This is a genomic window from Bradyrhizobium sp. 930_D9_N1_4 (assembly GCF_052076015.1).
Taxonomy (GTDB): domain Bacteria; phylum Pseudomonadota; class Alphaproteobacteria; order Rhizobiales; family Xanthobacteraceae; genus Bradyrhizobium.
Genome location: NZ_CP197236.1, coordinates 866,357 through 891,468, shown reverse-complemented (window position 1 = coordinate 891,468; position 25,112 = coordinate 866,357). Strand labels below are relative to the sequence as shown.

Below are 25,112 nucleotides of genomic sequence, written 5' to 3'. Positions count from 1 at the left end.
GGCCTATTTCATTGCGGAATACCCGGCCGATGCCCTGTTCTCGACGCACCAGCCGGTATAGGTTTGCGACGCCGCAAGCGGCGGCGCTGGATTTCAGAACCGAACATCAGATCACGAGAGCCGACCGTATCAGGCGGGTCTCCAAGGACCGGAATCGGATAGTGCACGCCCTTCGCCCGCTGCTTCGCAAATCGCTGTTCAACCTGTCCGCTGCGATCCTCGCATGCGCCGCCTTGCTCGCGCCGCGCGCGGCGAGTGCCGAAGCGCTGCTGCTGATCGAAGCCGACAGCGGCAAGGTGTTGCAGGCGGAGAACGCGACCATCCCCTGGTACCCCGCCTCCGTCACCAAGATCATGACCGCCTATGTGACGTTGAAGGCCGTCAAGGACGGCAAGCTCACACTCGACACGCTGATCACGGTATCGCCGACGGCCGCCTCGCAATCGCCGTCGAAGATGGGGTTCCGTCCGGGAACACAGCTCACCGTCGACAACGCGTTGAAGATGATGATGGTCAAGTCGGCGAACGACATGGCCGTCGTGCTCGCCGAAGGCGTTGGCGGTTCGATCGACGGTTTCTCCGCAATGATGAACGACACCGCGCAGAAGCTCGGCATGACGCAGACGAGCTACGTCAATCCCAACGGCCTGCCCGCCGACGGCCAGATCACATCGGCGCGCGATCTCGGCATTCTCGCGCGCTCGTTCCTGCGCGACCTGCCGGAATACGAATACTTCGTGCACATTCCGGCGATCCGCTTCGGCAAGCGCGTGACCGGCAATTTCAACAAGCTGATCGGCCGCTATCCCGGCGCCGACGGTTTCAAGACCGGCTTCATCTGCGCCTCCGGCTACAATCTCGTGGCATCGGCCACGCGCAACGGTCGCCGGCTGATCGCCGTCGTGCTCGGCGCCAATTCCGGCACCGCGCGCGCGGTCAAGGCGGCGCAGCTGCTCGAGCGCGGCTTCAGCCAGGACAATCTCACCTGGCTTCGCCCCTCGCTCGGCACCGTCGACAAGCTGGTGCCGGTCGACGCCTCGCCACCGAACCTGCGCGAGGACATGTGCGGCGGTCATCGCAAGCGGCCGGCCAGCGACGACGACGATGCGCTGATCGCCACCAATGGCGGCACCAACGGATCGGCCTCCGCCACCGGAGGCGAAGCCCAGGTCACGTTCTTCACCGCGGGCCTACAGCCGCCGCTGATGAAGGCCTCCGAGCTGATGGCGTCGGCACCGGCGGCGGCCGAGCCCGTGCTGGTCTATACCGGCCCGACCCGCACCGGCACCGCCCTCATCGCGGCGGTCGCGGCCGATGCCGACCAGCAGACGGTTGCGAAGCCGCGTGGCAAGAAGTCGCGCGTCGCCAAGAAGCCGGACGCGGCCGACAAGCCCAAGGACGCGGCCCCCAAGACGGCGGCAGCGAAGACAGCGGCAGCGAAGCCGGCTGCCGCGAAGCCCGACGCCAAGAACGATACCAAGAGCGATGCCAAGACCGCTGCAAAGCCGGCCGGAGCCAGGCATGCGACGGCCAAGCCGGATTCGGCGGCGAAGCCCGCAGCGAGCGGCGAGCAGGCGGCCAAGCCCGCCAAACCCAAGGCCGCGACCAAGCCCGCCGCCAAGCCCGCGAACAACAGTTAACGACCTCCCGCCGCAACACCGCTCGTGGCTTCGCACCTGCGGCAAGCCGCCGTTTGCGACGATTCCAGTAGCCACTCCCTGACCTTTGTCCTAAGCCTCAACGACTTGCCAGCTGTTCCGACAGGCTCGATACTGGCCGCAATGAGGCAAGCCCGAGACACAACGGGCTCTGGTAAATGAGGGGAGTTTTCCATGGAGCGCATCTGGCTCAAGCAATATCCGCCCGGCGTGCCTGCTGATATCGAGCCGACCCAATACGCATCGCTGGTCGACCTGCTGGAGGAGAGCTTTGCGAAGTTCGCCGACCGCAAGGCGTTCATCTGCATGGACAAGTCGATCAGCTATCGCGACCTCGACCAGATGTCGCTCGCGATGGCCGCCTACCTGCAAGGTCGCGGGCTCCAGCGCGGCGCGCGCGTCGCGATCATGATGCCGAACGTGCTGCAATATCCGGTCGCCACCGCCGCAGTGCTGCGCGCCGGCTTTGCCGTGGTCAACGTCAACCCGCTCTATACCCCGCGCGAACTCGAGCATCAGCTCAAGGATTCCGGCGCCGAAGCCATCATCGTGCTGGAGAACTTTGCCCACACGGTCGAGCAGGTGATCGCGAAGACGCAGGTCAAGCACGTCATCGTCGGCAGCATGGGCGACCTGCTCGGCTTCAAGGGCGTGATCGTCAACCTCGTCGTCCGCCGCGTGAAGAAGATGGTGCCTGCGTGGTCGCTGCCGGGCGCGGTGTCCTTCAACGACGCAATCTCGGCCGGCCGCTCTCTAGCCTTCAACAAACCGAAGCTCTCGCCCGGCGACGTCGCCTTCCTGCAATATACCGGCGGCACCACCGGCGTCTCCAAGGGCGCCACACTGCTTCATCGCAACATCGTCGCCAACGTATTGCAGAACGACGCATGGCTTCAGCCGGCGATGGCAGCACCGCCGCACGTCGATCAGCTCATGATTGTCTGCGCGCTGCCGCTCTATCACATCTTCGCGCTGACGGCCTGTTACCTGCTCGCGGTGCGCGCGGGCGGCTGCAATCTGCTGATCCCCAATCCGCGCGACATCGCGGGCTTCGTCAAGGAGCTGGCAAAGTACCAGGTCAACAGCTTCCCGGCCGTCAACACGCTCTACAACGGCCTGATGAATCATCCTGATTTCAAGAAGCTCGACTTCACCAAGCTGAAGATCTCGAACGGCGGCGGCATGGCCGTGCAGCGCCCGGTGGCCGAGCAGTGGAAAGCGGTGACCGGTTGCTTCATCGCCGAAGGCTATGGCCTGTCGGAAACCTCGCCGACGCTGACCTGCAACCCCGCGACCACGACCGAGTTCTCGGGATCGATCGGCATCCCTGTGCCTTCGACCTGGATCTCGATCCGCGACGACGACGGCAACGAGCTCCCGCTCGGCCAGGCAGGCGAGATCTGCGCCAAGGGCCCGCAGGTGATGTCGGGTTACTGGAACAGGCCGGAGGAGACCGCCAAGGTAATGACCGCCGACGGCTATTTCCGCACCGGCGACATCGGCATCATGGACGAGACGGGCTACACCAAGATCGTCGATCGCAAGAAGGACATGATCCTGGTCTCGGGCTTCAACGTCTATCCGAACGAGATCGAGGAAGTGATCGCGAGCCACGCGGGCGTGCTCGAATGCGCCGTGATCGGCGTTCCCGACAGCGGGTCCGGCGAGGCGGTCAAGGCCTTCGTCGTGAAGAAGGACCCGAACCTCACGCCGGAGGACGTCATCAAGTTCTGCCGCGAGCAGCTCACCGGCTACAAGGTGCCCAAGCAGATCGAATTCCGCACCGATCTGCCCAAGACCAATGTCGGCAAGATCCTGCGCCGCGAGCTGCGCGACGAGAAGAAGGCCCAGGCGGCGTAAGCTCGCCTTTGCTTCATGACTGACGGCGTCAATATCAGCCCGGCCGGCATTCTCGCGTTCTGGCGCGAAGTCGGCCGCGCGCGCTGGTACAAGCGCGACGACGCTTTCGACGCGGAGATCAAGCGCCGCTTTCTTCCGCTTTGGCAAAAGGCCGTCGCCAGCGAGCTGGCCTCATGGGAGGCGACCGACGATGGCGCGCTCGCGCTCGTCATCGTGCTGGACCAGTTTCCCCGCAACATGTTTCGGGGCACACGGCAAGCCTTCGCGAGCGACGCGCTGGCGCGGGATGTCGCCCGCCGTGCCATCGATCGGGGCGTGAATAAGAGGATCGATCCCGTCCTGCTTGAATTCCTCTACATGCCGTTCATGCATTCCGAGCACCTGCCCGACCAGCTCCATTGCGTTGCACTGTTTCAGAACACCGACAATACCGAGAACCAGAAATACGCCCGGGAGCATGCCGACATCATCCAGCGGTTTGGGCGCTTTCCCCACCGCAACGGCCTGCTCGGCCGCGACACCACGGAGGAGGAGCAGGCATTCCTCGACAGCGGCGGTTTTGCGGGTTGATGACATATCGGTGAAGGTCCATGGGCCCCGCCGTTTCCCCGCCGGCAATATTGTGCGCGCCCGCGCCACAGTCTAAAAAGCGGGACCGATTTTCAGGGAGACTGACGATGGCGATCCAGACTGGCGACAAGCTGCCCGAGACGAAATTCCGCGTGATGACGGCGGAAGGCCCGCAAGTGAAGACCACCGACGATATCTTCAAGGGCAAAAAGGTGGCGCTGTTCGCGGTGCCCGGTGCCTACACCGGCACCTGCCACAAAATGCATCTGCCGAGCATCTTCCTCAACGCCTACGCCCTGAAGGACAAGGGCGTCGACACCATCGCGATCGTCTCCGTCAACGACGCCTTCGTCATGAACGCCTGGAAGCGCGACACTGACCAGCGCGACGAGGCGATCTTCCTCGCCGACGGCAATGCCGACTTCGCCAAGGCGATCGGCATGGAGCTCGACGCCTCCGGCAACGGCCTCGGCATCCGCTCCAAGCGCTATTCGATGCTGGTCGAAGACGGCGTGGTCAAGAAACTGAACCTCGAAGCGATGCCCGGCAAAGTCGAAGTCTCCGGCGGCGATACGCTGCTCGGGCAGCTCTGAGCTTTAGCCTCAGCGAAAGTGTCGTAGGGTGGGCAAAGGCGCGTCAGCGCCGTGCCCACCATCTTTTCTTGATTGAGAAGAAGCCGTGGGCACGCTTCGCTTTGCCCACCCTACGAAACCGTGCGACGCCGACGGCGCGTCGCCTACTCTCCCACCCGCTACTTCGCCCGTGCCATCGCGACGCCATCCCGCGCCAGCTGATCCGCCCGCTCGTTCTCTGGGTGCCCGGCGTGGCCCTTGACCCAGTGCCAGCGGACCTCATGCGCCTTCAGCGCCGCGTCGAGGCGCTGCCATAGCTCGACATTCTTCACCGGCTTCTTGTCGGCGGTGCGCCAGCCGTTGCGCTTCCAGCCGTGGATCCAGCCGGTGATGCCCTGCCGGACATATTGGCTGTCGGTGTAGAGATCGACGGTGCACGGCTTCTTCAGCGCTTCGAGCGCGGAGATCGCCGCCATCAATTCCATCTGGTTGTTGGTGGTGTGGCGCTCGCCGCCGTTCAGCTCTTTTTCCTTGTCGCCGAACTTCAGGATCGCACCCCAGCCGCCGGGCCCGGGATTTCCCGAGCAGGCGCCGTCGGTATAGATCGTCACGATGGGAAGCTCGCTCACGCGACCAGTCCTGACGGCATCAGCCCGTAATCGCGCACACTGGCGACGCTCTGGTGGAAGCGCAGCTTGCGAAAATATTCCAGCGGGTCCTTCGGCTTCACCAGCGCACCCTCGGGCACGTTGAGCCAGTCCACCAGCCGGGTCAGCAGGAAGCGGATCGCAGCGCCGCGCGCGAGCAGAGGCAGCGCGGCCTCCTCCGCCTCGCTGAGCTTGCGCACCCGGCCGTAGGCGTTGAGGAAGGCGCGCGCCTTGGTGACGTTGAAGGAATGATCCGGCTCGAAACACCAGGCGTTGAGGCAGATCGCGACGTCATAGGCGAGCATGTCGTTGCAGGCGAAGGTGAAGTCGATGATCCCCGAAAGCTTGTCCCCCAGGAAGAAGACATTGTCGTTGAAGAGATCGGCGTGGATCACGCCCTCGGGCAGATGGCTCGGCCAGACCCCGCTCGAGAGATGATCGAGCTCGGCGGCCAGGAATGCGCGCAGGCCTGGCTGCACCTCGTCGGCACGGTTTGCCGCCGCATCGAACAGCGGCCGCCAGCCCGCGACCGACAGGGCATTGGCGCGCTTGATGGCAAAGTTGGCGCCGGCCAGATGCATCCTGGCGAGGCCCTCGCCGACGCCGGCGCAATGGGCCACGTTCGGCTTGCGCGGCCACATGCCTTCGAGAAAGGTGATGATCGCCGCGGGCCGGCCCGACAGCTCGCGCAACGCCTCGCCGTCCCTGGCCTTCACCGGCAGCGGACAGTTGACGCCGTGCTCGGCCAGATGCGTCATCAGCGCGAGAAAGAACGGCAAATCGTTCTTCGCCACACGCTTCTCGTAGAGCGTGAGGATGAACGACCCCTGGCTGGTGTGCAGCAGGAAGTTGGTGTTTTCGACGCCCTCGGCGATGCCCTTGTAGGAGAGCAATTCGCCGAGATCGTATTGCTTCAGAAAATCCGCAAGCTCATCGGCGGCAACATCGGTGTAGACCGCCATAAAAGTCTACTCGGCGGCGGCTTCGGGGCGCACCTGACGCGGCAGCGGGAAGAACTCGTTCTCTTCCGCGGCCGAGACCGTCTCCACATGCAACGTGTAGCGCTCGGCGAACGCGTCCATGATTTCCTCGACGATCACTTCCGGCGCGGATGCGCCTGCGGTGATGCCGAGGCTCTTGATGTTGCCGAACTTGTTCCAGTCGATGTCGGTCGCGCGCTGCGCCAGCACTGCGATTCCACAACCCTCGCGCTCGGCGACCTCGCGCAGGCGCTGTGAGTTCGACGAATTGGGGGCACCGACAACGATGAGCGCATCCACCACCGGCGCCACCTTCTTCACCGCAAGCTGGCGGTTGGTGGTGGCGTAGCAGATGTCTTCCTTGTGCGGACCGTTGATGTTCGGGAAGCGCTCCTTGAGCAGCGCCACGATCTCGGCGGTGTCGTCGATCGACAGCGTGGTCTGGGTCACGAAGGCGATGTTGTCGGGGTTCTTCGGGACGATCGTCTTGGCGTCCTCGGCGGTCTCGATCAGGGTCACGGCCCCGACCGGAAGCTGGCCGAGCGTGCCCACCACCTCGGGGTGATGGGAGTGACCGATCAGGAAGATCTCGCGGCCGCGCTTGAAATGGATCGCCGCCTCGCGGTGCACCTTGGTCACCAGCGGGCAGGTCGCATCCAGCGAAAACAGGTTGCGGGACGAGGCGTCGGCCGGAACCGATTTCGGCACGCCATGCGCCGAGAACACCACGGGCGCAGTGGTGTTTTCCGGGATTTCGGCGAGCTCCTCGACGAAGATCGCGCCCTTCTTCTTCAACCCGTCGACGACGTATTTGTTGTGCACAATCTCATGGCGAACATAGACGGGGGCGCCATACTTATCGAGCGCCCGTTCCACGGTATCGATCGCCCGGACCACCCCGGCACAGAAGCCGCGGGGAGAACAAAGCACGATCTTGAGGTCTGGTTTGGCTGACATTGAGCGATCTCGGGACCGAATCACCCATTTCGCCTTCTGGCGGGGGCGGTCGATGAATGGAAAGGGCTAAGGTACGAGCTTACAGGGACTTTAGAGGGAATTGGGCCCCCTTTCGGGCTCTGTCAAGGCACTATCTATAGCAGAACCATTGCGTGGCTACCCCCTCCCGGCTTATATAGCCAAATTCCCTGTCATCGCTGATGACCACCGGTTTCGCCTCCAAAGGGGTGGGCGAAGCACAAAGGAGATTTGCCATGAGCAACGCACCGCTGATGCCCAAGGCGACCGCCGTCTGGCTGCTCGACAACACCGCGCTGACCTTCGACCAGGTCGCCGATTTCACCAAGATGCATCCCCTCGAGGTGCGCGCGATCGCCGACGGCGACGCCGCCCAGGGCATCAAGGGCATGGACCCCCTCTCCAACGGCCAGCTGACCCGTGAGGAGATCGAGAAGGGCGAAAAGAACCCGGACTACCGGCTCCGTCTCCAGGAGAGCAAGGTGATCCTGCCGCCGCAGCCCAAGCGCAAGGGCCCGCGCTACACCCCGGTCTCCCGCCGCCACGAGCGTCCGAGCGCCATCCTCTGGCTGCTGCGCAGCCATCCGGAGCTGAAGGACGCCCAGGTCATGCGTCTGGTCGGCACCACCAAGAGCACCATCGCCAGCGTCCGCGACCGCACCCACTGGAACACCTCCCAGCTGACCCCGATCGACCCGGTCACACTCGGCCTCTGCTCCCAGATCGAGCTCGATTTCGAAGTGGCGCGCGCGGCGAAGGAAAAGCCGATCGACGCAGCCTATGGCGGCGCCACCCTGCTGCCGGCGTCCGAGACCACCAAGAAGGACGAATACGAGCCGGCCGAGCGCTCCAGCGACGACCTCAACGTCGACGCCGTGTTCGCCAAGCTAAAGACGCTCGGCGGCAAGAAGCAGGACGAAGAGGAGGAGTAAGCCTCCGCTCTTCGCTCGTTACCGAATGCGAAACGCGGCGGGATCACCCGCCGCGTTTTTGTTTTGAGGGCCGGACGCTTGCGTAACCCGGATGGAGTGAGCCTCAGGGCCGCTGGGGATTGTTCAGCATGTATTCGCCGAGATCGCGCTGGCGGCGGTCGGCGCGGGTGATCGCGGCGCTGCGCTGGACGTCGCGGTCCTTGCGGCAGGCCACATATTCCGGCGAGCCCTGCGCATTGCCGCGGCTCAGACACACCGCATCGTCATCGTCGCCGCCCACCGCCACCGGCGTCTGGTAGCGCGCGGAGCAGGCGGAGAGAGCGATGGCGAGAGCGATGGCTGCAAGCAGGCGCGGCGCGGTGGCGAGAGGCATACGAGGTCCCCGGTTGGTGGGCCCTGTTTAGCGCGGAATGAGGAGATTGTAAGTCCCCGAGGACTGTTCCTCGCTCGCTGTCATTCCCCGCGAAGGCGGGGAATCCAGTACGCCGAGGCGGTCATTGGGTCACACAACTCCGGGCGCGGGGTACTGGATCACCCGCTTCGCGGGTGATGACAGTGGAGGTTGGGGCAGCGGCGTCGCGCCTCATCAGCACGACGACGGTAGATCACCTCACACCCGCCCCTTCAGCGCCTCGCCGATCTCGTCCAGCACCTTGGGGTCCTCGATCGTCGCTGGCATGGTCCAGGACTCACCATCTGCGATCTTCTTGATGGTGCCGCGCAGGATCTTGCCGGAGCGCGTCTTGGGCAGGCGGCCGACGGTGATGGCGAGCTTGAAGGCGGCAACAGGGCCGAGCTTGTCACGCACCAATGCGACGATCTCCTTTTCGATCTCGGCGGGTGCGCGCTTCACACCAGCTTTGAGCACGAGGAAGCCACAGGGTACCTCGCCCTTAATCGCATCCTTGACGCCGAGCACGGCGCATTCGGCGACATCGGGATGCGAAGCAAGAATCTCCTCCATGCCGCCAGTGGAGAGGCGGTGACCAGCGACGTTGATGATGTCGTCGGTGCGCCCCATGACGAAGACATAGCCGTCCTCGTCCTTGTAACCGGCGTCGGATGTTTTGTAGTAGCCGGGGAATTCGGTGAGATAGGCTTCCCTAAACCGCTCGTCCTGATTCCACAGCGTCGGCAGGCAAGCGGGCGGCATCGGCAGCTTGATGACGATCGAGCCCATGGTGTTGGGACCGACGGGCTTTGCCGCTTCGTCCACGACGTCGACCTGGTAGCCCGGCATCGGCACCGTCGGCGAGCCGTGCTTTACCGGCAGCATGCCGAGACCGACCGGATTGCCGGCGATGCACCAGCCGGTCTCGGTCTGCCACCAATGATCGATCACCGGCACCTTCAGTTGTTGCTCCGCCCATTCCACCGTCGGCGGATCGGCGCGCTCGCCGGCGAGGAACAGCGTGCGAAATTGCGATAGATCGTATTGCCGGATGAACTTGCCTTCCGGATCTTCCTTGCGGATCGCGCGGAATGCGGTCGGCGCGGTGAAGAAGGCAACCGCCTTGTGCGCGCTGATGACGCGCCAGAACGCGCCGGCATCCGGCGTGCCGATCGGCTTGCCCTCATACATGATCGAGGTCGCGCCATGCAGCAGCGGGCCGTAGATGATGTAGCTGTGGCCGACCACCCAGCCGATGTCGGAGCCGCACCACCAGACCTCGCCCGGCTTGACGCCATAGAGGTTGAACATCGACCATTTCACCGCGACCAGATGGCCACCATTGTCGCGCACGACACCCTTCGGGATGCCGGTCGTGCCGGAGGTGTAGAGGATGTAGAGCGGATCGGTGGCCGCGACAGGCACGCAAGGCGCCTTCTTGCCGTCGTTCATGGCCTTGCGGCGCAAGCCCGCCCAATCGTAGTCGCGGCCGGGCGTGAGGTTGCAGACGAGCTGTGGACGTTGCAGCACGATGCAGGCCTTCGGCTTCTCGCTCGCGAGCCTGATTGCCTCGTCGAGCAGCGGCTTGTACTGCACGATGCGGCCGGGCTCGATGCCGCAGCTGGCGGAGAGAATGAGCTTTGGTTGCGCATCGTCGATGCGGGTCGCGAGCTCCTTGGCGGCAAAACCGCCGAACACCACGGAGTGCACCGCGCCGATGCGCGCGCAGGCGAGCATCGCGACCACGGCCTCCGGCACCATCGGCATATAGAGGATGACCCGGTCGCCCTTGGCGACGTCGAAATCCTGCATGATGGCGGCAAGCGCCTGCACCTCGGACAGCAGCTCGGCATAGGTGAATTTGGTGACGCTATTGGTCAGCGGCGAATCATGGATCAGCGCGACCTGGTCGGCGCGGCCGCGTTCGACATGACGATCGAGCGCGTTGTAGCAGGTGTTGACGATACCGCCCGTGAACCAGCGGCCGTAGACGCCCTGCGAGGCATCGAAGATCGTCTTCGGCGGCTCGATCCAGTCGATCTCCGTGGCGGCCTCGGCCCAAAAGCCCTGGGGATCGGCCAGCGAGCGCGCATGGATCTCGTGATATCTGCTCTTCCCCTGGATGTTCATTCCCGCGCTCCCGTTCCCTTTATTCGCCTGGCCTTGACCTTGCGGCAGGACGGAGGTCCCGCCATGACAGGGATCAAGTACCGGCGTTGTTTGAGGGCTATTGTCCCGGGAACGGGCTGCGGTTCAAGCTGAAAAGGATGGGCCTTTCGGGGGAGGCTGCGCACCCGGCACGGGCGGTGCGCTCCCTCGCCCCGTTCTTACGGGGTCGCGACGCGCCTCGCTCGCGCAGGCGGGAGAGGCGAAGGGGCGCCTCAGCTCTCCATCGCATTCAGCCGCTGCAAGCGATCCTGCATGACCTTCCTCAGATCATAGCCGGGACGACCAAAGCTGGCATTCCGCGCCGAGAGGAAATCGCGCTGGGTTTTGCGCAGGTCGCCGGCCGAGCGCCCTTTCGAAACCTTCAGTACGCGCTCGTAGGTCTCCGCGATCTGACGGTCGAGCACGCCCAGTTGCGGATCCGCGCAGATCACCTTCTCGACCTCGCGCCTGGCGGTGGCGCAATCGAACGACGGGCCGTTGCCGGAATTCGCCGCAAGCGGCCGCAGCGGCTCGGCACCGAATTTCGCGATCTCCGCGATCATCGTGCGGCGGCCGGCGGCGGCGTTCTCGTTGCCGGGATCGAGCTTCAGCGCGGTCTCGTAATCGGCCAGCGCCTTCTTGCGCTCGCCCATTTTCTTGTAGAGCACGGCGCGGTTGTTATAGGTCTGCGCGAAATTCGGATCGATCTTCAGCGCGGATTCGTAGTCGCCGAGCGCCGCACCAAGCTCGCCCTTGAGCTGGTAGGAATCGCCGCGATTGGTGAAGAAGTTCGGGCGCGGCGCCAGCCGCAGCGCCTGATCGTAATCGGCGATCGCCTTGTCGTACTCCTTCATCGCGGCATAGGTGAGCCCGCGGTTGTCGAAATATTCCGGCACCTTCGGATCGAGCCTGATCGCCTCGCCGTCGTCGGCCACCGCCTTGTCGAGCTGGCCGAGCTTCTTGTAGGCCGCGCCGCGATTGGTATAGCTGCGCGGCCGGTTCGGATCGAGCCGCAGCGCTTCGCTGAGATCGCGGATCGCCTTCTCGTTGTCGCCGCCGAGATAATAGTTCACGCCGCGGTCGGACCAGGCCTGAGCATCGTCAGGCTTGAGCTTGATCGCCTGGTCGTAGTCGGCGAGCGCGCGGTCGAGCCGGCGCTGGTTGGTGTAGACGACGCCGCGCAGCTCATAAGCCTCCGCATCCTGCGGATCGAGCTCGATCGCCTTGCTGAGATCGGAAGCGGCACGGTTGAGGTCGCCGCCGGCCTCGCGCAGCAGGTCGCCGCGCAGGCGCCAGGCCTTCGCATTCTTGCCGTCGAGCGCGATGGCACGGTCGATGTCCCGCAGCGCCTGCGTGAGGCCGCCTGAAGTCCGCGCATTGGCGTCGGCGCGAACCAGCAGTGCGGCGGCGCGGTCGGAGGATGGATTTGAGGCCTGATCGATGATGGCGCTGCATGCCGGGATCAGTTCGGCAGGAGCGACCTTGCTGCCCATCACGCAATCGGCGGCGGCCGAGGCCGGAGCTGCAACGACAAGGCTCATGGCAGCCCCGAACAGGAGACTGCGAAGAGAGGCTTTGGCAAACGGGAACATTTGCGCGGGGTGCGTGCCGCACATGGCTTGGGGCTCCGTGACATCGGGTTCTCACCATTGTCGCGGCGGGGATGGGATGGGTTCAATTCGGGGCTGTCAGGGGCGCACCAAAGCCCTCTCCCCGCACATGGGGAGAGGCGAAAAACCTCAATACCCGTCCACCCCGTTGATCCGCCGCAAGCGCTCCTGCATCGCCTTCTTCAGATCATATCCCGGCCGGCCGAACCCGGCATTGCGGCGGGCGATGAACTCGTCCTGCTCGCGCTGGAGCGCCCTGGCTTCTGCGGGATTGCGCGCCTCCCGGACCGCGCGGGCATTCGACCCAAAGATATCGCGGTCGAGATCGGCGAGTTCGCGACTTCCGCAGATCGCCTTTTCCACGGCCCGGGCCGCGCTCCGGCAATTGAAGCTCGGCTTGCCGGCGACCGCCATCTGCGCGCCGATCCGCTCGAGCTCGCGCGCCATCGACTTGTGATTGGCCTTGGCCTTCTCGTGGTTCGGATCGATTCGCAGCGCGGCGCCGAAATCCTGCACAGCCTTCGGCTTGTCGCCCTTCTTCAGCCAGAGTTCGCCGCGCGCATTGAAGACATCCGCCAAGGTGGGATCGAGCAGAAGAGCACGGCTGTCGTCCGCGATCGCGCGATCGACCTGATCATGCCGCGCCAGAAGCGCCCCGCGCGCGATCAGCGCCTTGACCAGGTCCGCCTTCGCCGTCTTCTCGTTGTCGATAACGGAAGCGCAGGCGGCATTGGCCTTGTTCATGTCGTCGGCCGCGCTGGCAGCGAGGCACGGCGCGATATCGACCTGGACGACGGCCGCCGGCTCGCCGCCGGTCGCGGCATGGACCGCGCTGAGCGAAAGCACCGAGACCATCACGGCCCCTGACAATTGAACGAGATTTCGAAATCGCATGCTTGTTGCAGTCGGAAAGTCTTGTCTTATGGGCTTGCCTTGAGGACGCACTATCCATCATACGGCCGGATTGGTGCTAGCTTATGGCGCCGCCCAAATCGGTTTCGGGGACAATCGTGTCGACATTCGAATGGATCATCGCGTTGCTGCTCGGCGCCGTTGCATTATCGGCGCTGGCGCGGCGGATCAAGGTCCCCTACCCGACCTTTCTCGCCATCGGTGGCGCCCTGATTGCTTTCGTGCCGAACAGCCCGTCCTGGACCCTCGAACCGGACCTGGCGCTGGCCCTTTTTGTCGCACCTGTCCTGCTGGATGCCGCCTTCGACACCTCGCTGCGCGACTTGCGCAAGAACTGGGTTCCGGTCTCGACGCTGGTGGTGGCCGCGGTCGGCCTGACCACCGTCGGCGTCGCCTATGTCGCGCACCGGCTGATGCCCGACATGCCCTGGGCCGCCGCCATCGCGCTCGGCGCCATCGTGGCGCCGCCGGATGCCGCAGCCGCGGTCGCGATCCTGAGCCAGGTCAAGCTGCCTTACCGCATGGTGAAGGTGCTGGAGGGCGAGAGCCTGCTCAACGACGCCAGCGCGCTGCTGATCTATCGCATTGCGGTCGGCGCGGTCGTCATGGAGCACCTGAAGTGGAGCGAGGTCGCGCCGACGATTGCGCTCGGGCTGGTCGGCAGCGTCCTCGCCGGTCTACTGGCGGGACGCATCATCCCGCTGTTCATGGAGCGCGTGAAAGAGGCGCCGAGCGCGATCATCGTGCAGTTCGCCACCACCTTCATGGTCTGGATCGCGGCCGAGCATCTCGGCCTGTCCGGTATCCTCACCATCGTCGTCTACGCCATCACCATCGCACGTACGGCAGGGGCACGCATGCCGGCGCGGCTGCGGGTGCCGTCCTATGCGGTGTGGGAGACGATGGTGTTCGTCCTCAACGTGCTCGCTTTCATGCTGATCGGCATGCAGATGCGCCCGATCTGGACGCGGCTGGACGCGGAAGTGCGCTGGGAATATTGCGTGGCCGCGGCCTGGATCCTGCTCACGGTGGTCCTGGTGCGTCTTGCCTGGATCACATTCTACCGCACCACGCTGCGCGTGCTCATCGCACACGGCATCTATCATCCGAAGGATCCCAAGCAGGTGGCCTCGCCGAAGGGCGGCCTCATCATCTCCTGGTGCGGCATGCGCGGCCTCGTCACGCTCGCCACCGCCTTTGCCCTTCCGGAAAACTTTCCCTATCGCGACTTCATCGTCTTCATCGCCTTTGCGGTGGTGCTTGGAACGCTTGTCATTCAAGGCCTGACGCTGCGGCCGCTGATCCTCGCCTTCAACCTCAAGGACGACGATCCCGTCGGCATCGAGGTCGCGCGCGCCCGCGCAGTCGCTTATCGCGCCGCGCTCGATGCGATCGAGGATGATCCGTCGGAAGAAGCGGAAATCCTGCGGCTCGAATATCGCGCCGTCCTGATGCAGGCGGACGACGACCCGAACGGCGGCATCGCCCACGGCCGCTTGCCCGCCGACGCGCTGCGCCTCCGCGCCATCGAAGCCGCGCGCAAGTCGATCCTCGGCTTGCGGGATACCGAAGTGATCGGCGACGATGCATTTCACAGAGTCGAGGAAGAGCTCGATCGCGCAGAATTGAGCGCGGGGGGATAGTCCCGGCGAAGGCCGGGCCGACGGGAGGGTTTGAACCAAACCCCTTCCCTCCAGACTCATTCCAGATGACGACCCTGATCGACGACCGTCGTGTACGCGCGCGTGATGCGTCGCCTGCACGATATTTTTATCTCAACATGGCCCTGGCCTGCGCGGCCACCGCGTTTCTCGGTTTCGCACCGACCTATTTTGTGCCGCTCGCCAATAGGACGCTGTCCGCGAGCCCGGTGATCCATGTTCACGGACTGTTGTTCTTCACCTGGTCTCTGTATTTCGTGATCCAGACCTGGCTCGCGGCGTCCGGGCGCGTGGTCAATCACCGTGCGCTCGGGATTGCCGGCGTCTCGCTCGCGACCGCGATGACGATCTTCGGCTTTCTCGCCTCGGTGCACGTGATGCAGCACGCCGCCGCACTTGGGCAGAAAGATGCAGGCATCGCCTTCTCGATCGTACCGATGAGCGGCATCGCATTCTTCGCGGTGGTGTTCGTGCTGGCGATCATGAACACGCGAAAGCCCGAGACCCACAAGCGCCTGATGCTGCTCGCCGCGGTCTCGATCCTCGACGCCGCGATTGCGCGCTGGTTCCTGACGTTTCTCGCGCCTCCGGGACCACCCGGCCCGCCGCCTGTGCCTGTCACGATCGCGCCGGCCGTTGTCGCCTCGCTCCTCCTGGTGGTCGCCATGGTGCGCGACTGGCGCACCGAAGGCCGCGTCCATCCGGTCTACATCTTCGGCACACTCGCGTTGTTGGCGGTGAAGGTGCTGAACTGGCCGATCAGCGAGACCGCGGCATGGCATTCGTTTGCCGGCGGGATTCTGGCGCTGGCGCAGTGAGCGGGCCCAGCACTCCACTGTCGTCCCGGACAAGCGAAGCGCAGATCCGGGACCCATAACCACAGGCCATCGTGGTTACGAAGACTCGGAGTTACAGGGTTAGCAAAACAACTCTGTCCTGTGGTTATGGGTCCCGGGTTCGCGCTGCGCGCGCCCCGGGACGACAGTAGAGTGTGAGGCTACTCTCAGGCCCCTGCCTTGCACGTGATGCCGCCATCCACCACCAGTTCGATCCCCGTCACATATCTCGACTCGTCCGACGCCAGGAACAGCGCGGCATTCGCCACGTCCCAGGCCTCACCCATATGGCCCATCGGCACCTGCGCATCCCTGGCGCGCCACATCGCCTCGACGTCGCCCTTGGCGTAGCTGTTGGCGAGGCCTGCGGAATGCTCCACCATCGGCGTCTTCATCAGGCCGGGCAGGATCGCGTTCACCCGCACATGGTTCTTCGCGAACTCGATCGCGGTGGAACGCGTCAACTGGTTCATCGCCGCCTTGCTGGCGTTGTAGCTGACATAGGAAATCCCGACATGGCGGATCGAGGCGATCGAGGAGATGTTGATGATCGAGCCGCCGCCCTGCTTCACCATCACGGGGACGACGTGCTTCATGGCGAGATAGGCGCTCTTGAGGTTGACGGTGAAGACGCGGTCCCAGCTTTCCTCGGCGACCTCGACCACGCTGCCCATCTCGGCGATGCCGACATTGTTGTCGAGCACGTCGATGCGGCCGTAGGCCTTCAGGCATGCCGCCACCATCGCTTCGATCTCGGCATGCCGCGCGACATCGGCCGTGAACGCCGTCGCCTTGCCGCCTTCACCGGTGATGATCTTCGCGGTCTCCTCGGCCGCCGCGCCGTTGCGATCCACGCAAAACACCTGCGCGCCCTCGCGCGCAAAGGTCACCGCGGTGGCCTTGCCGTTGCCCCAGCCGGGCCCGATCGAGCCGGCGCCCACCACCATTGCAACCTTGCCCTTGAGCCGATCCATCGCGTGTCTCCCGTGTTGTTGTTCTTGTAGCCCGGATAAGCGCAGCGACATCGGGGCTACGGATCTTTGCAGACGCTCATCTTGGTGACGTTAGCACCGATGGGATGGCCGACAACCTCCGACAGCGTCCGGCATTGTCCGTCATGGCATAGCCGCCATTCTCCGGCCGCGCCGGAATTGCCGAGCACGACCTCCTGCATCGGCGCGCGCGCAAGCCGCCACTGAAACCAGCCGTCGACCAGCCGCGCCTCGGGCGGCGGCTCCATTCCCGGCCCAGTGCCTTTGACCCGCGCCTGCACCAGTTCAAGACCGGCAGGCGTGACGCGCCAGTCTTCCTGCCAGTCGACCTTCGCGATGGAATGCGTCCACACCAGCGTGAAGGCGGACAGCGCGAGCGCCTTCACGCCTGCCGCTGTTGCGAAGCAGAGGCTCACGCGGCTTCGACGATAGCCGGCGGCCGCTGCCGCCATTGCCACAGCAGGATCGCGGCGGAAAGCGTGAAGCCCACGGTATCGCTGAACGGGAAGTCGCCGAGCAGACAGAGCGCGGCACCGAGCGAAACGACGCGCTCGAGCAACGTCATGCGCGTGAACAGGAAGCCGATCGCGACCATGCCGAACAGCGCGATCGCCACCAGCGCCTTCAAGGTCGCAAGCGCCACTGCGCCGTAGAAACCAAGCTTCGCCGCCATGGGATCGCCGGCTTGCAGCATCAGCGCCGGCGAATAGACGAAGATGAACGGAATGACATAGCCGGCGAGCGCGATGCGCATCGCCTCCCAGCCGATCTTGTCCGGATTCTCCTTCGCGATCGGCGCGGCCGCGAGCGCGGCGAGTGCCACCGGCGGCGAGAGGTCGGCCATGATGCCGTAATAGAACGCGAACATGTGGCTCGCGATCAGGGGCACACCGAGTTTCGCCAGTGCCGGCGCGGCAAGCGCGGCGGTGATGATGTAGGTCGGGATGGTCGGAATGCCGGTACCGAGCAGGATCGACAGCAGCATGGTCATGATCAGCGCCAGGAACAGGCTCTTCTCGCCGAGCCCGATCACCCAGCCGCCGAAGATGGTACCGACGCCGGTCTGCGACATCATGCCGATGATGACGCCGACGATGGCACAGGCCATGCCGACGGTGATCGCCGACTTGGCGCTCTCGGCCAGCGCATCACGGCACTCGACCAAGGCCTTGAAGCCACCGCGAACGAAAGCGGTGATCACGATGAGACCGACGACGACGCTCGCGACCGGCACGATCTGGAGACCATCCCGCGACAGCGCGGCAACGACCAGCGCAAGCCCGATCCAGAAGATGTAGCGGATCACCATCGACGACGCGCCGGCCGTGATGGCGGCGCCGAGGATCAGCGTCACCGTCAGCGCAAGGCCCATGCTGCCGGCATAGAGCGGGGTAAAACCTTCGAAAAGCATGTAGACCAGCGCCGCGAGCGGCAGCACGAGATACCAGCGCGTCACCAGCGCCTTCCAGGCGCTCGGGATCTCCGAGCGCTTCATGCCGACGAGGCCGTGCTTGCCGGCTTCGAGATGCACCATCCAGAAGGCGGACGCGAAATAGAGGATCGCAGGAATGGCGGCGGCTCTGACGATCTCCGAGTACTGGACGCCAAGCGTCTCCGCCATGATGAAGGCGACCGCGCCCATCACCGGCGGCATGATCTGTCCGCCCATCGAGGCCGTGGCTTCGACGCCGGCCGCGAAGGCGCGGCGGTAGCCGAACCTGATCATCAGGGGAATGGTGAACTGGCCGACGGTGACGACGTTGGCGACGCCGGAACCGGAGATCGTGCCCATCATGCCCGAGGCGAACACCGCGACCTTGGCAGGTCCGCCGCGGGTCCTGCCAAATAGCCCAAGAGAAACGTCAGTGAACAACTGGATCATGCCGGCGCGTTCCAGGAACGAGCCGAACAGGATGAACAGGAAGATGTAGGTCGCCGAGACGTAGATCGGCACGCCGTAAAAGCCTTCGGTGCCGAACGACAGATGCGTGACGATCTGGTCGAAATCGTAACCGCGATGATTGAGCGGCGACGGCAGATATTGCCCGAAGAACCAGTAGACGAGACACGCGCCGCACATCAGCGGCAGCGCCGCGCCCATCAGGCGCCGCGTGCCCTCGAAGATCAGCACGGCAAGCAGCGTTCCGACCGCGAGGTCGAGCCGGGTCGGATCACCGTCGCGCGCGATCAGGTCGGCATAGAAGATCCACTGATAGAGACCGCAGAAGAAACCGGCACCGCCGATCACCCAGCCCAGCGCGCGGCCGAAGGCGCTCTTCGCGGTAAAGTTGGCGATCAGGCCGAAGGTGAGCAGGACGAGAAAGCCGACATGGACGCCACGCACCACCTGGCTCGGCAGATAGTTGAAGGCCGCGACATAGAGCTGGAAGGTCGCGAACGCGATGCCGATCCAGTAGGCGAGCGTGCCCCACCAGCCCGGGCCAAAGCCCTCCGGAAAACCGTGCTCGAAATTGTCGAATTCAACCTTGACCTTGTCGGGCGCCGTCGCCGTGCCCTCTGCCTCTTGCAGCATTTAATTCGTCCTCAGCCGTCCAGCGTTTGTAGCTTGGCACGGTCCATCCGCGCCGTCATGCCCGGGCTTGTCCCGGGCATCCACGATCTTTTCTCGCCTGCCCATAGAACGTGGATGGCCGGGACATCTGTGCGAAGACGCGCTTCGCGCTGATGCCCGGCCATGACGTTCAATGAAGAGAGCCGATCTTACTTGATCAGCCCTTTTTCCTTGTAATAGCGGATCGCGCCGGGGTGCAGCGGAACCGGGCTGCCATTGGCGGCCGCCTCGAGCTTGATCTCCTTGCCGGCGGCGTGCGCGTTGGCGAGCTCGGGCAGCGACTCGAACACCAGCTTGGTCATCTGGTAGGCGAGGTCGTCGGAGACCGCCGAGCTGGTCACGAGATAATTGACCACGGCCGCGGTCGGCACGTCCTTGTCCTGGCCGGTATAGGTGTTGGCCGGGATGGTCGCGGAGATGAAGGGGGGCCCGATCTTGTCGACGGTCTCCTTCGGCACCGACACCACCGTGATCTGGGCCGAGGTCGAGAGGTCCTTCAGCGAGGCCACGCCGAGGCCGGCCGACTGCAGCGTCGCGCCGAGCTGGCGGTTCTTCATGAGATCGACGGATTCGGCGAACGGCAGATATTCGACCTTGCCGAGGTCCTTGTAGGTCATCCCGGCGGCGCCGAGAATCGCGCGGGAATTGAGCTCGGTGCCCGACTTGGGCGCACCGACCGACAGGCTCTTGCCCTTGAGGTCCGCCAGCGTCTTGATGCCGCTTTCGGCGGTCGCAACGATCTGGATGTAGTTCGGATAGATCGCGCCGATGGTCCTGAGCTTGTCGAGCTTGGTCTTGAAGCCGGCTTCCTCGTCGCCGTCCCAGGCGGCCTTGAGCGAGTCACCCAGCGTGAACGCGATTTCGCCGCGGCCCTGCTGGAGCAGGATCAGGTTCTCGACCGACGCCTTGGTGGCCTGCACCTGCGTCTTCACGTTCGGAATCTTGTCGCCGTAGATCTTACCGATCGCGACGCCGAGCGGATAGTAGACGCCGGAGGTGCCCCCGGTCAGCACGTTGATGAAGGATTGCGCCTGCGCGCAAGGTGCCGACGCCGCCAGAGCAAGAGCTGCGGCCACGCCGAGAATCGTCCGTTTCATGGTTGTTGTACTCCCCAAACCGGCCGGGAAATTGGACGGACGAGGGGAGCAGGTCAACCCGTCCATAAGTCAAAACAGGACTGCGGTAAAAGGCTGGCCCGGCTCGACATTTGGAAACCCGAGGAGTGCGGCGAGGTGGCGCAGTCGGGGTCCGGAGTGGGCCTCACCGCTGCCGCGCAAGCCTCACTGGAACGCCATGTCCAGGCACTTGGAGATGTCGGAGCCGAGGCCGGAGGAGATGGTGATGCAGCCGCGGATCTTCTGCGCGGTCACGTCGGCGGCCCAGATCGCGTAACCGCCGGGGCCAAAGAACGAGTTGGTGTTCGGCGGCTCGGTCTCGGTCGCGTCGAAATCGTATTTGCCGTCGGTCTCGAAGATGCGCGGCTTCTTGGTGCAGCCGCCGTCAGTCTGGACGTTGATGACTTCCTTGTTGTCCCGGGTCAGCGCCAGCGAGACCTGGCAGCGGAAATATTCCGAGGTCTTGGTATTGAAGAGATAAGTGTACGACTTGCAGGTCGCCGTGTTCAGCTTGCCGGGAGCCAGGCCGCGGCTGCATGAAATCCGCTGGTTGTGGCTGAGCTGGTAATCATCGGCCCGGGCGGTCGGTGCCAGCGCCGTCAGCGACAATGCAGCAGCCCAGCAAAGTTTCATCACATGGCGCATCCGAATCATCCCCATCAATAATTTTGTCGAGTTGCGTTCTAGACTGAAAGCGGAACATAGTCGCACGGGGACGAACGGAAAATCACAAACTGCTGGGCAGAATTTGATGCGCTGCGGCGCTTTCGCAAATTGACCTGTCAATGCCGTTCGTGATTTGTTCAAGGCCGGACAACCCCAATGAAGGGGAGGATGGGTGAATGACATTTTCAAAGACGGCATTTTCAAAAACGACATTTGCACTTGTTTCGGCTGCAATCGTAACCGCGTACAGCGTGCCCGCGTTGGCGCAGACCGCGGCAACGCCGTGGGAGCTCAAGCCCGACACCGGCTATGCCTATGACAAGGAAGGCAAGACCTTCTCCTACAAAATGGGCACCAACAATGCCGGCGAGCTGTTGAAGGGCGCCAAGAAGGTGCCGAAGGGCACGCTGTTCTTCATCGGCCAGAACGGCCAGCTCTACATGCGCAGCGGCCAATATCTGGAAGGCGACGGCAAGTTCAAGTTCGGCTCGGATCGGTAGGAAACGCCACGACGGCGCCTCATACGGGGTGCCATCAAACAGCCGTTGCAGGCCTCCGCCAAACTGCGCATCATTCCCCGGTGAAGCGCAGGAGCATGTCGTGGCGAAATCGGAATGGAGCTACAAGAGTGCGGTTGAGCTGTCGGCCGCATTGACCGCAAGGAAGGTCTCCGCGGTCGAGCTCACCCAGGATGCGATCGACCGCATCGAGCGGCACGATGGCAAGGTCAACGCGATCTGCGTCAGGGATTTCGACCGGGCCCTGGGCGCTGCGCGCGAGGCGGACGCTGCCTTGGCGCGTGGCGAGCGCAGGCCGCTGCTTGGCCTGCCGATGACGGTGAAGGAATCCTACAACGTCGCCGGCCTGCCGACGACCTGGGGCATTCCCGCACAAAAAGACTTTATTGCCAAGGACGACGCGCTGCCGGTCACACGCGTGAAGGAGGCCGGCACCATCGTCGTCGGCAAGACCAACGTGCCGCTCGGCCTCGGCGACTGGCAGAGCTACAACGACATCTACGGCACCACCAACAATCCCTACGATCTCGGCCGCACGCCGGGCGGCTCGTCCGGTGGCTCCTCGGCGGCGCTCGCCGCGGGCTATGGCCCGCTGTCGATCGGCTCCGACATCGGCGGCTCGTTGCGCGTGCCGGCGTTCCATTGCGGCGTCTATGCGCACAAGCCGACCTTCAACCTCGTCGCCATGCGCGGCCACACGCCGCCACCGCTGCCGGCACTGCCGTTCGAGCGCGACCTCTCCGTGATCGGCCCGATGGCACGCAGCGCCGCCGATCTGTCGCTGGTGCTGGATGTGATGGCGGGGCCTGATCCGATCGATGCGGGTCTGGCCTATCGGCTCGAGCTACCAGCGGCACGGCACACGGCCTTCAAGGATTTCCGCGTGCTGGTGATCGACACCGATCCGGTGATGCCGACCGACATGGCGGTGCGCGGCACCATCAACACGTTGGCCGACAATCTCGCCAAATCAGGCGTGAAGATCGAGCGCGGCAGCCCGTTGCTGCCGGATTTCGCCGCGTCCTCGCGGCTCTATATGCGCATGCTGATGTCGTTTCTCGCCGCTAGCTTCTCCCCCGACGTCTATGCCGGCGCCAAGGCGGCCGCAGCCGCGCTCCCCGAAGGCGACAACAGCCTCGCCGCGGAGCGGCTCCGCGGCATCGCGCTCAGCCATCGCGACTGGCAAATGGCGAATGGCGGCCGCACGCGGCTGCGCGCGCAATGGCGCGAGCTGTTCAAAACATTCGACGCGGTGATCTGCCCGGTGATGCCGACGGCAGCCTATCCGCACGACCATTCGCCGGAGCAGGAAAAGCGCCGGATCAAAATCGACGGCAAGGAGCACGTCTATCCCGACCAGCTCGCCTGGCCCGGCATCGCCACCCTCCCCGGCCTGCCCTCGACCGCGATTCCGACGGGATTTGCGCCGGATGGACTGCCGATCGGCGTCCAGATCGTCGGCCCGTGGCTGGAGGACAGGACGCCGCTGAGGCTCGCCGAGCTGATCGAGCGTGAGTTCGGCGGGTTCGTGCCGCCGAAGATGTTTGATGATTAGTGCCGCCTCGTCATTGTGAGGAGCTCTTGCGACGGAGCCGTCCAGACTGCATCCACGGAACATTCTGGATTGCCTCGCTACGCTCGCAATGACGGAGTAAAGCCACATAAAAGGTGGAAACGCCATGAGCCAGGACCTCGAACAGCTCGCCACGCTCAACCGCGACTACGTCGCCTCCGTGCAGACCTGCGACGTCAAGCGCTTCGACGAGATCCTCGCACCCGAGTTCTACTGCTCCAATCCCGACAAGACGCTGGTCGACCGCGCCGCCTTCCTGGAGCAGACCGCGCGGCCGATCGCGATCCGCAATCTGCACGCGCACGACGTCCTCATCCGCATCATGGGTGACTTCGCGATCATCCACGCAGCAACGAGCTACACCACCGCGGATGGGCAGCAGGCAACGGGCCGCTATACCGATTGCTGGGCGAAGCAGAACGGCAAATGGCTCGCGGTATCGGCGCACGTGTCGCGGTAAAGCGGCACATTGCTCGCCCCCTCCGCTGTCATGACCCGGATTGACCGCGCAACGGGTCGCCCCACCCCCCCGATTTGACTCCGACCGTCTACTGGACCGCCCGGTCACGCGAGGCGATGACCCTGACTTTGGAGGCCGCAGGTTTATCGTATCCCGGGCGGACGATGCCAGATTTGTGGCCGTCGCCAATATAATATGATATACATCATCTAATAAAGCCGGAACGGATACATGACTGACCGCATTGCAAATCATTCGCTCGCGCCGGGCAGGCCGCTCGGTCTTCAAGTCGCCGTTCTTGCGGCGCTTTCGGCGAGCGGCACATTAGCCACGAATATCCTGCTGCCTTCGCTGCCGGGGATCGCCGGCGCGTTGGGCGTCTCCAGCGCGCAGGTGACGTCAACGATCACCATCTTCCTTGCAATGTTCGCACTCGGACAGCTCGTGGTCGGACCGCTGTCGGATCGCTACGGCAGGCGCGCGCCCGTCATGACCGGGTTCGCGGTTTTTGTCGCAGGCAGCATCTGGTGTGCGTTGGCAGATGATTTGCCGATGCTGCTGACCGGTCGCGTAGTGCAAGCCGTCGGCGCATGCGCGACGTCCGTTCTCTCGCGCGCCATCGCACGAGATCTCTTTGAGGGCGAGAAGCTCGCCCGCGTGCTCACGTTCGTCATGATTGCGATGGCCGCGGCGCCTGGATTTTCGCCGCTCGTGGGCGGCGCGCTCGATCATTTTTTCGGCTGGCGCGCGGCGTTTGTCTTCGTCGCCATCTTCGCCGCAATGGCTTCGATCGGATATTTTTCCGTATTCGGGGAGACCCACCACGCCTCGCGCGTCGCGTTAGATCCGCTGGCAATCGCCCAAAACTACTGGTCACTCTCGACCGACAGGCGCTTCGTCATTCCCGCCGCAACCGTCAGCCTCATCCTCGGCGCGCTCTTCGCGATGTTCTCGGCATTGCCCCGCGTACTGATCGAAGGCCTCGGATTCACGCCCTTGCAACTCGGGTTGTTCTTCGCGGGCACGGTCATGATCGTGTTCAGCGCGGGCATTATTGCGACGAAGATCGTGCCGCGTCTCGGACTCGACCTGTCGATTTGCCTTGGCCTCGCGTTCGCCTCGGTCGGCGGCTGCATGGTGTTGATCTTCACGCTGATCGATGGAAGCTTCCTGCCGTTTCTTGCCGGCGCATGCGTATTCCTCCTGGGAATGGGCATGGTCAATCCACTCTGCAGCGCGCAGACCCTCTCGCCGTTCGGCGATCGCGCCGGCGCGGCATCGGCGCTGCTGGGGTTTTGGCAGATGTTGGCGGCGGCGCTGGGGGTCGCGCTCGCGGCCGTGATCGCAAAGGACGCCATGACCGGGCTCGGCCTCGTGCTGGTGCTCGCCTCGATCGTCGCCTCGGCGCTGTATCAGATGCGGCGCAAGAGCTGACAGGGCTCGCCAAGCGGGGCGTCGCCGACA

23 protein-coding genes are annotated in these 25,112 nt (G+C 64.3%); 11 read left to right on the top strand and 12 right to left on the bottom strand.

Annotation, left to right across the window (positions count from 1 at the left end; translation table 11 throughout):
- Positions 1-161: 161 nt before the first annotated feature.
- The 4 genes from AB7532_RS04125 (at position 162) to AB7532_RS04110 (ending at position 4,681) form a co-directional block, all read left to right on the top strand.
- Positions 162-1,640, top strand: coding sequence for a D-alanyl-D-alanine carboxypeptidase family protein (locus AB7532_RS04125; RefSeq protein WP_441233561.1), 1,479 nt, complete (start codon positions 162-164; stop codon positions 1,638-1,640).
- A 192-nt stretch (positions 1,641-1,832) separates the two neighbouring features.
- Positions 1,833-3,518: a long-chain fatty acid--CoA ligase gene (locus AB7532_RS04120; protein ID WP_441233560.1), complete on the top strand. Its 1,686-nt coding sequence runs from the start codon at positions 1,833-1,835 to the stop codon at positions 3,516-3,518.
- Positions 3,519-3,533: 15 nt separating this feature from the next.
- Positions 3,534-4,088, top strand: coding sequence for a DUF924 family protein (locus AB7532_RS04115; protein WP_441233559.1), 555 nt, complete (start codon positions 3,534-3,536; stop codon positions 4,086-4,088).
- A gap of 107 nt (positions 4,089-4,195) precedes the next feature.
- On the top strand, positions 4,196-4,681 hold the full coding sequence (locus AB7532_RS04110; protein ID WP_441233558.1) for a peroxiredoxin: 486 nt from the start codon (positions 4,196-4,198) through the stop codon (positions 4,679-4,681).
- A gap of 158 nt (positions 4,682-4,839) precedes the next feature.
- Here the strand turns inward: AB7532_RS04110 and rnhA are convergent, their stop codons facing one another.
- The 3 genes from rnhA to ispH are packed head-to-tail and all read right to left on the bottom strand — an operon-like array spanning position 4,840 to position 7,244.
- Complete coding sequence (gene rnhA, locus AB7532_RS04105; RefSeq protein WP_441233557.1) at positions 4,840-5,289, bottom strand: ribonuclease HI; 450 nt, start codon at positions 5,287-5,289, stop codon at positions 4,840-4,842.
- Positions 5,286-6,269, bottom strand: coding sequence for a homoserine kinase (locus AB7532_RS04100; RefSeq protein WP_441233556.1), 984 nt, complete (start codon positions 6,267-6,269; stop codon positions 5,286-5,288). Before AB7532_RS04100 ends, rnhA begins: the two co-directional genes overlap by 4 nt.
- 6 nt (positions 6,270-6,275) lie before the next feature.
- Positions 6,276-7,244 (bottom strand): 4-hydroxy-3-methylbut-2-enyl diphosphate reductase, encoded by a 969-nt coding sequence (ispH, locus tag AB7532_RS04095; RefSeq protein ID WP_441233555.1) that lies wholly within the window; start codon positions 7,242-7,244, stop codon positions 6,276-6,278.
- Positions 7,245-7,498: 254 nt separating this feature from the next.
- On the opposite strand from ispH, the gene AB7532_RS04090 reads away from it, so the two are divergent.
- Positions 7,499-8,194: a DUF1013 domain-containing protein gene (locus AB7532_RS04090; protein ID WP_441233554.1), complete on the top strand. Its 696-nt coding sequence runs from the start codon at positions 7,499-7,501 to the stop codon at positions 8,192-8,194.
- A 103-nt stretch (positions 8,195-8,297) separates the two neighbouring features.
- Here AB7532_RS04090 and AB7532_RS04085 read toward each other — a convergent pair whose 3' ends face one another.
- The 4 genes from AB7532_RS04085 to AB7532_RS04070 form a co-directional block, all read right to left on the bottom strand.
- Positions 8,298-8,567 carry a hypothetical protein gene (locus tag AB7532_RS04085; RefSeq protein WP_441233553.1) on the bottom strand — a complete coding sequence of 90 codons (270 nt, stop codon included), beginning with the start codon at positions 8,565-8,567 and terminating at the stop codon, positions 8,298-8,300.
- A 237-nt stretch (positions 8,568-8,804) separates the two neighbouring features.
- Positions 8,805-10,715, bottom strand: a complete 1,911-nt coding sequence (locus AB7532_RS04080) for a propionyl-CoA synthetase (RefSeq protein WP_441233552.1) — start codon at positions 10,713-10,715, stop codon at positions 8,805-8,807.
- Positions 10,716-10,966: 251 nt separating this feature from the next.
- Positions 10,967-12,349: a tetratricopeptide repeat protein gene (locus tag AB7532_RS04075; protein WP_441233551.1), complete on the bottom strand. Its 1,383-nt coding sequence runs from the start codon at positions 12,347-12,349 to the stop codon at positions 10,967-10,969.
- Between the two features lie 123 nt (positions 12,350-12,472).
- A complete protein-coding gene (locus tag AB7532_RS04070; protein ID WP_441233550.1) occupies positions 12,473-13,198 on the bottom strand; it encodes a tetratricopeptide repeat protein in 726 nt (241 codons plus the stop codon).
- A 122-nt stretch (positions 13,199-13,320) separates the two neighbouring features.
- On the opposite strand from AB7532_RS04070, the gene AB7532_RS04065 reads away from it, so the two are divergent.
- Entirely contained in the window at positions 13,321-14,898 is a 1,578-nt protein-coding gene (locus AB7532_RS04065) for a cation:proton antiporter (protein WP_441233549.1), read from the top strand.
- A 65-nt stretch (positions 14,899-14,963) separates the two neighbouring features.
- Entirely contained in the window at positions 14,964-15,734 is a 771-nt protein-coding gene (locus tag AB7532_RS04060) for a hypothetical protein (RefSeq protein WP_441233548.1), read from the top strand.
- Positions 15,735-15,919: 185 nt separating this feature from the next.
- On the opposite strand, the gene AB7532_RS04055 is transcribed toward AB7532_RS04060, so the two are convergent.
- From AB7532_RS04055 to AB7532_RS04035, 5 genes are all read right to left on the bottom strand, one after another.
- Complete coding sequence (locus AB7532_RS04055; RefSeq protein ID WP_441233547.1) at positions 15,920-16,726, bottom strand: SDR family NAD(P)-dependent oxidoreductase; 807 nt, start codon at positions 16,724-16,726, stop codon at positions 15,920-15,922.
- A gap of 56 nt (positions 16,727-16,782) precedes the next feature.
- Positions 16,783-17,196: a DUF1850 domain-containing protein gene (locus AB7532_RS04050; RefSeq protein WP_441233546.1), complete on the bottom strand. Its 414-nt coding sequence runs from the start codon at positions 17,194-17,196 to the stop codon at positions 16,783-16,785.
- The gene (locus AB7532_RS04045; RefSeq protein ID WP_441233545.1) at positions 17,157-19,277 is read right to left on the bottom strand and encodes a TRAP transporter permease; all 2,121 of its coding nucleotides are present in this window, start codon (positions 19,275-19,277) and stop codon (positions 17,157-17,159) included. The genes AB7532_RS04050 and AB7532_RS04045 overlap by 40 nt, the downstream gene beginning before the upstream one ends.
- A 188-nt stretch (positions 19,278-19,465) precedes the next feature.
- Positions 19,466-20,413 carry a TAXI family TRAP transporter solute-binding subunit gene (locus tag AB7532_RS04040; RefSeq protein ID WP_441233544.1) on the bottom strand — a complete coding sequence of 316 codons (948 nt, stop codon included), beginning with the start codon at positions 20,411-20,413 and terminating at the stop codon, positions 19,466-19,468.
- A 183-nt stretch (positions 20,414-20,596) separates the two neighbouring features.
- Positions 20,597-21,076 carry a hypothetical protein gene (locus AB7532_RS04035; RefSeq protein WP_441233543.1) on the bottom strand — a complete coding sequence of 160 codons (480 nt, stop codon included), beginning with the start codon at positions 21,074-21,076 and terminating at the stop codon, positions 20,597-20,599.
- Positions 21,077-21,273: 197 nt separating this feature from the next.
- On the opposite strand from AB7532_RS04035, the gene AB7532_RS04030 reads away from it, so the two are divergent.
- From AB7532_RS04030 to AB7532_RS04015, 4 genes are all read left to right on the top strand, one after another.
- A complete protein-coding gene (locus tag AB7532_RS04030) occupies positions 21,274-21,597 on the top strand; it encodes a hypothetical protein (RefSeq protein ID WP_441233542.1) in 324 nt (107 codons plus the stop codon).
- Between the two features lie 100 nt (positions 21,598-21,697).
- Complete coding sequence (locus AB7532_RS04025) at positions 21,698-23,170, top strand: amidase (protein WP_441233541.1); 1,473 nt, start codon at positions 21,698-21,700, stop codon at positions 23,168-23,170.
- A 124-nt stretch (positions 23,171-23,294) separates the two neighbouring features.
- Positions 23,295-23,648 carry a nuclear transport factor 2 family protein gene (locus tag AB7532_RS04020; protein WP_441233540.1) on the top strand — a complete coding sequence of 118 codons (354 nt, stop codon included), beginning with the start codon at positions 23,295-23,297 and terminating at the stop codon, positions 23,646-23,648.
- A gap of 231 nt (positions 23,649-23,879) precedes the next feature.
- A complete protein-coding gene (locus AB7532_RS04015; RefSeq protein ID WP_441233539.1) occupies positions 23,880-25,082 on the top strand; it encodes a multidrug effflux MFS transporter in 1,203 nt (400 codons plus the stop codon).
- The last annotated feature ends 30 nt before the right edge of the window (positions 25,083-25,112 follow it).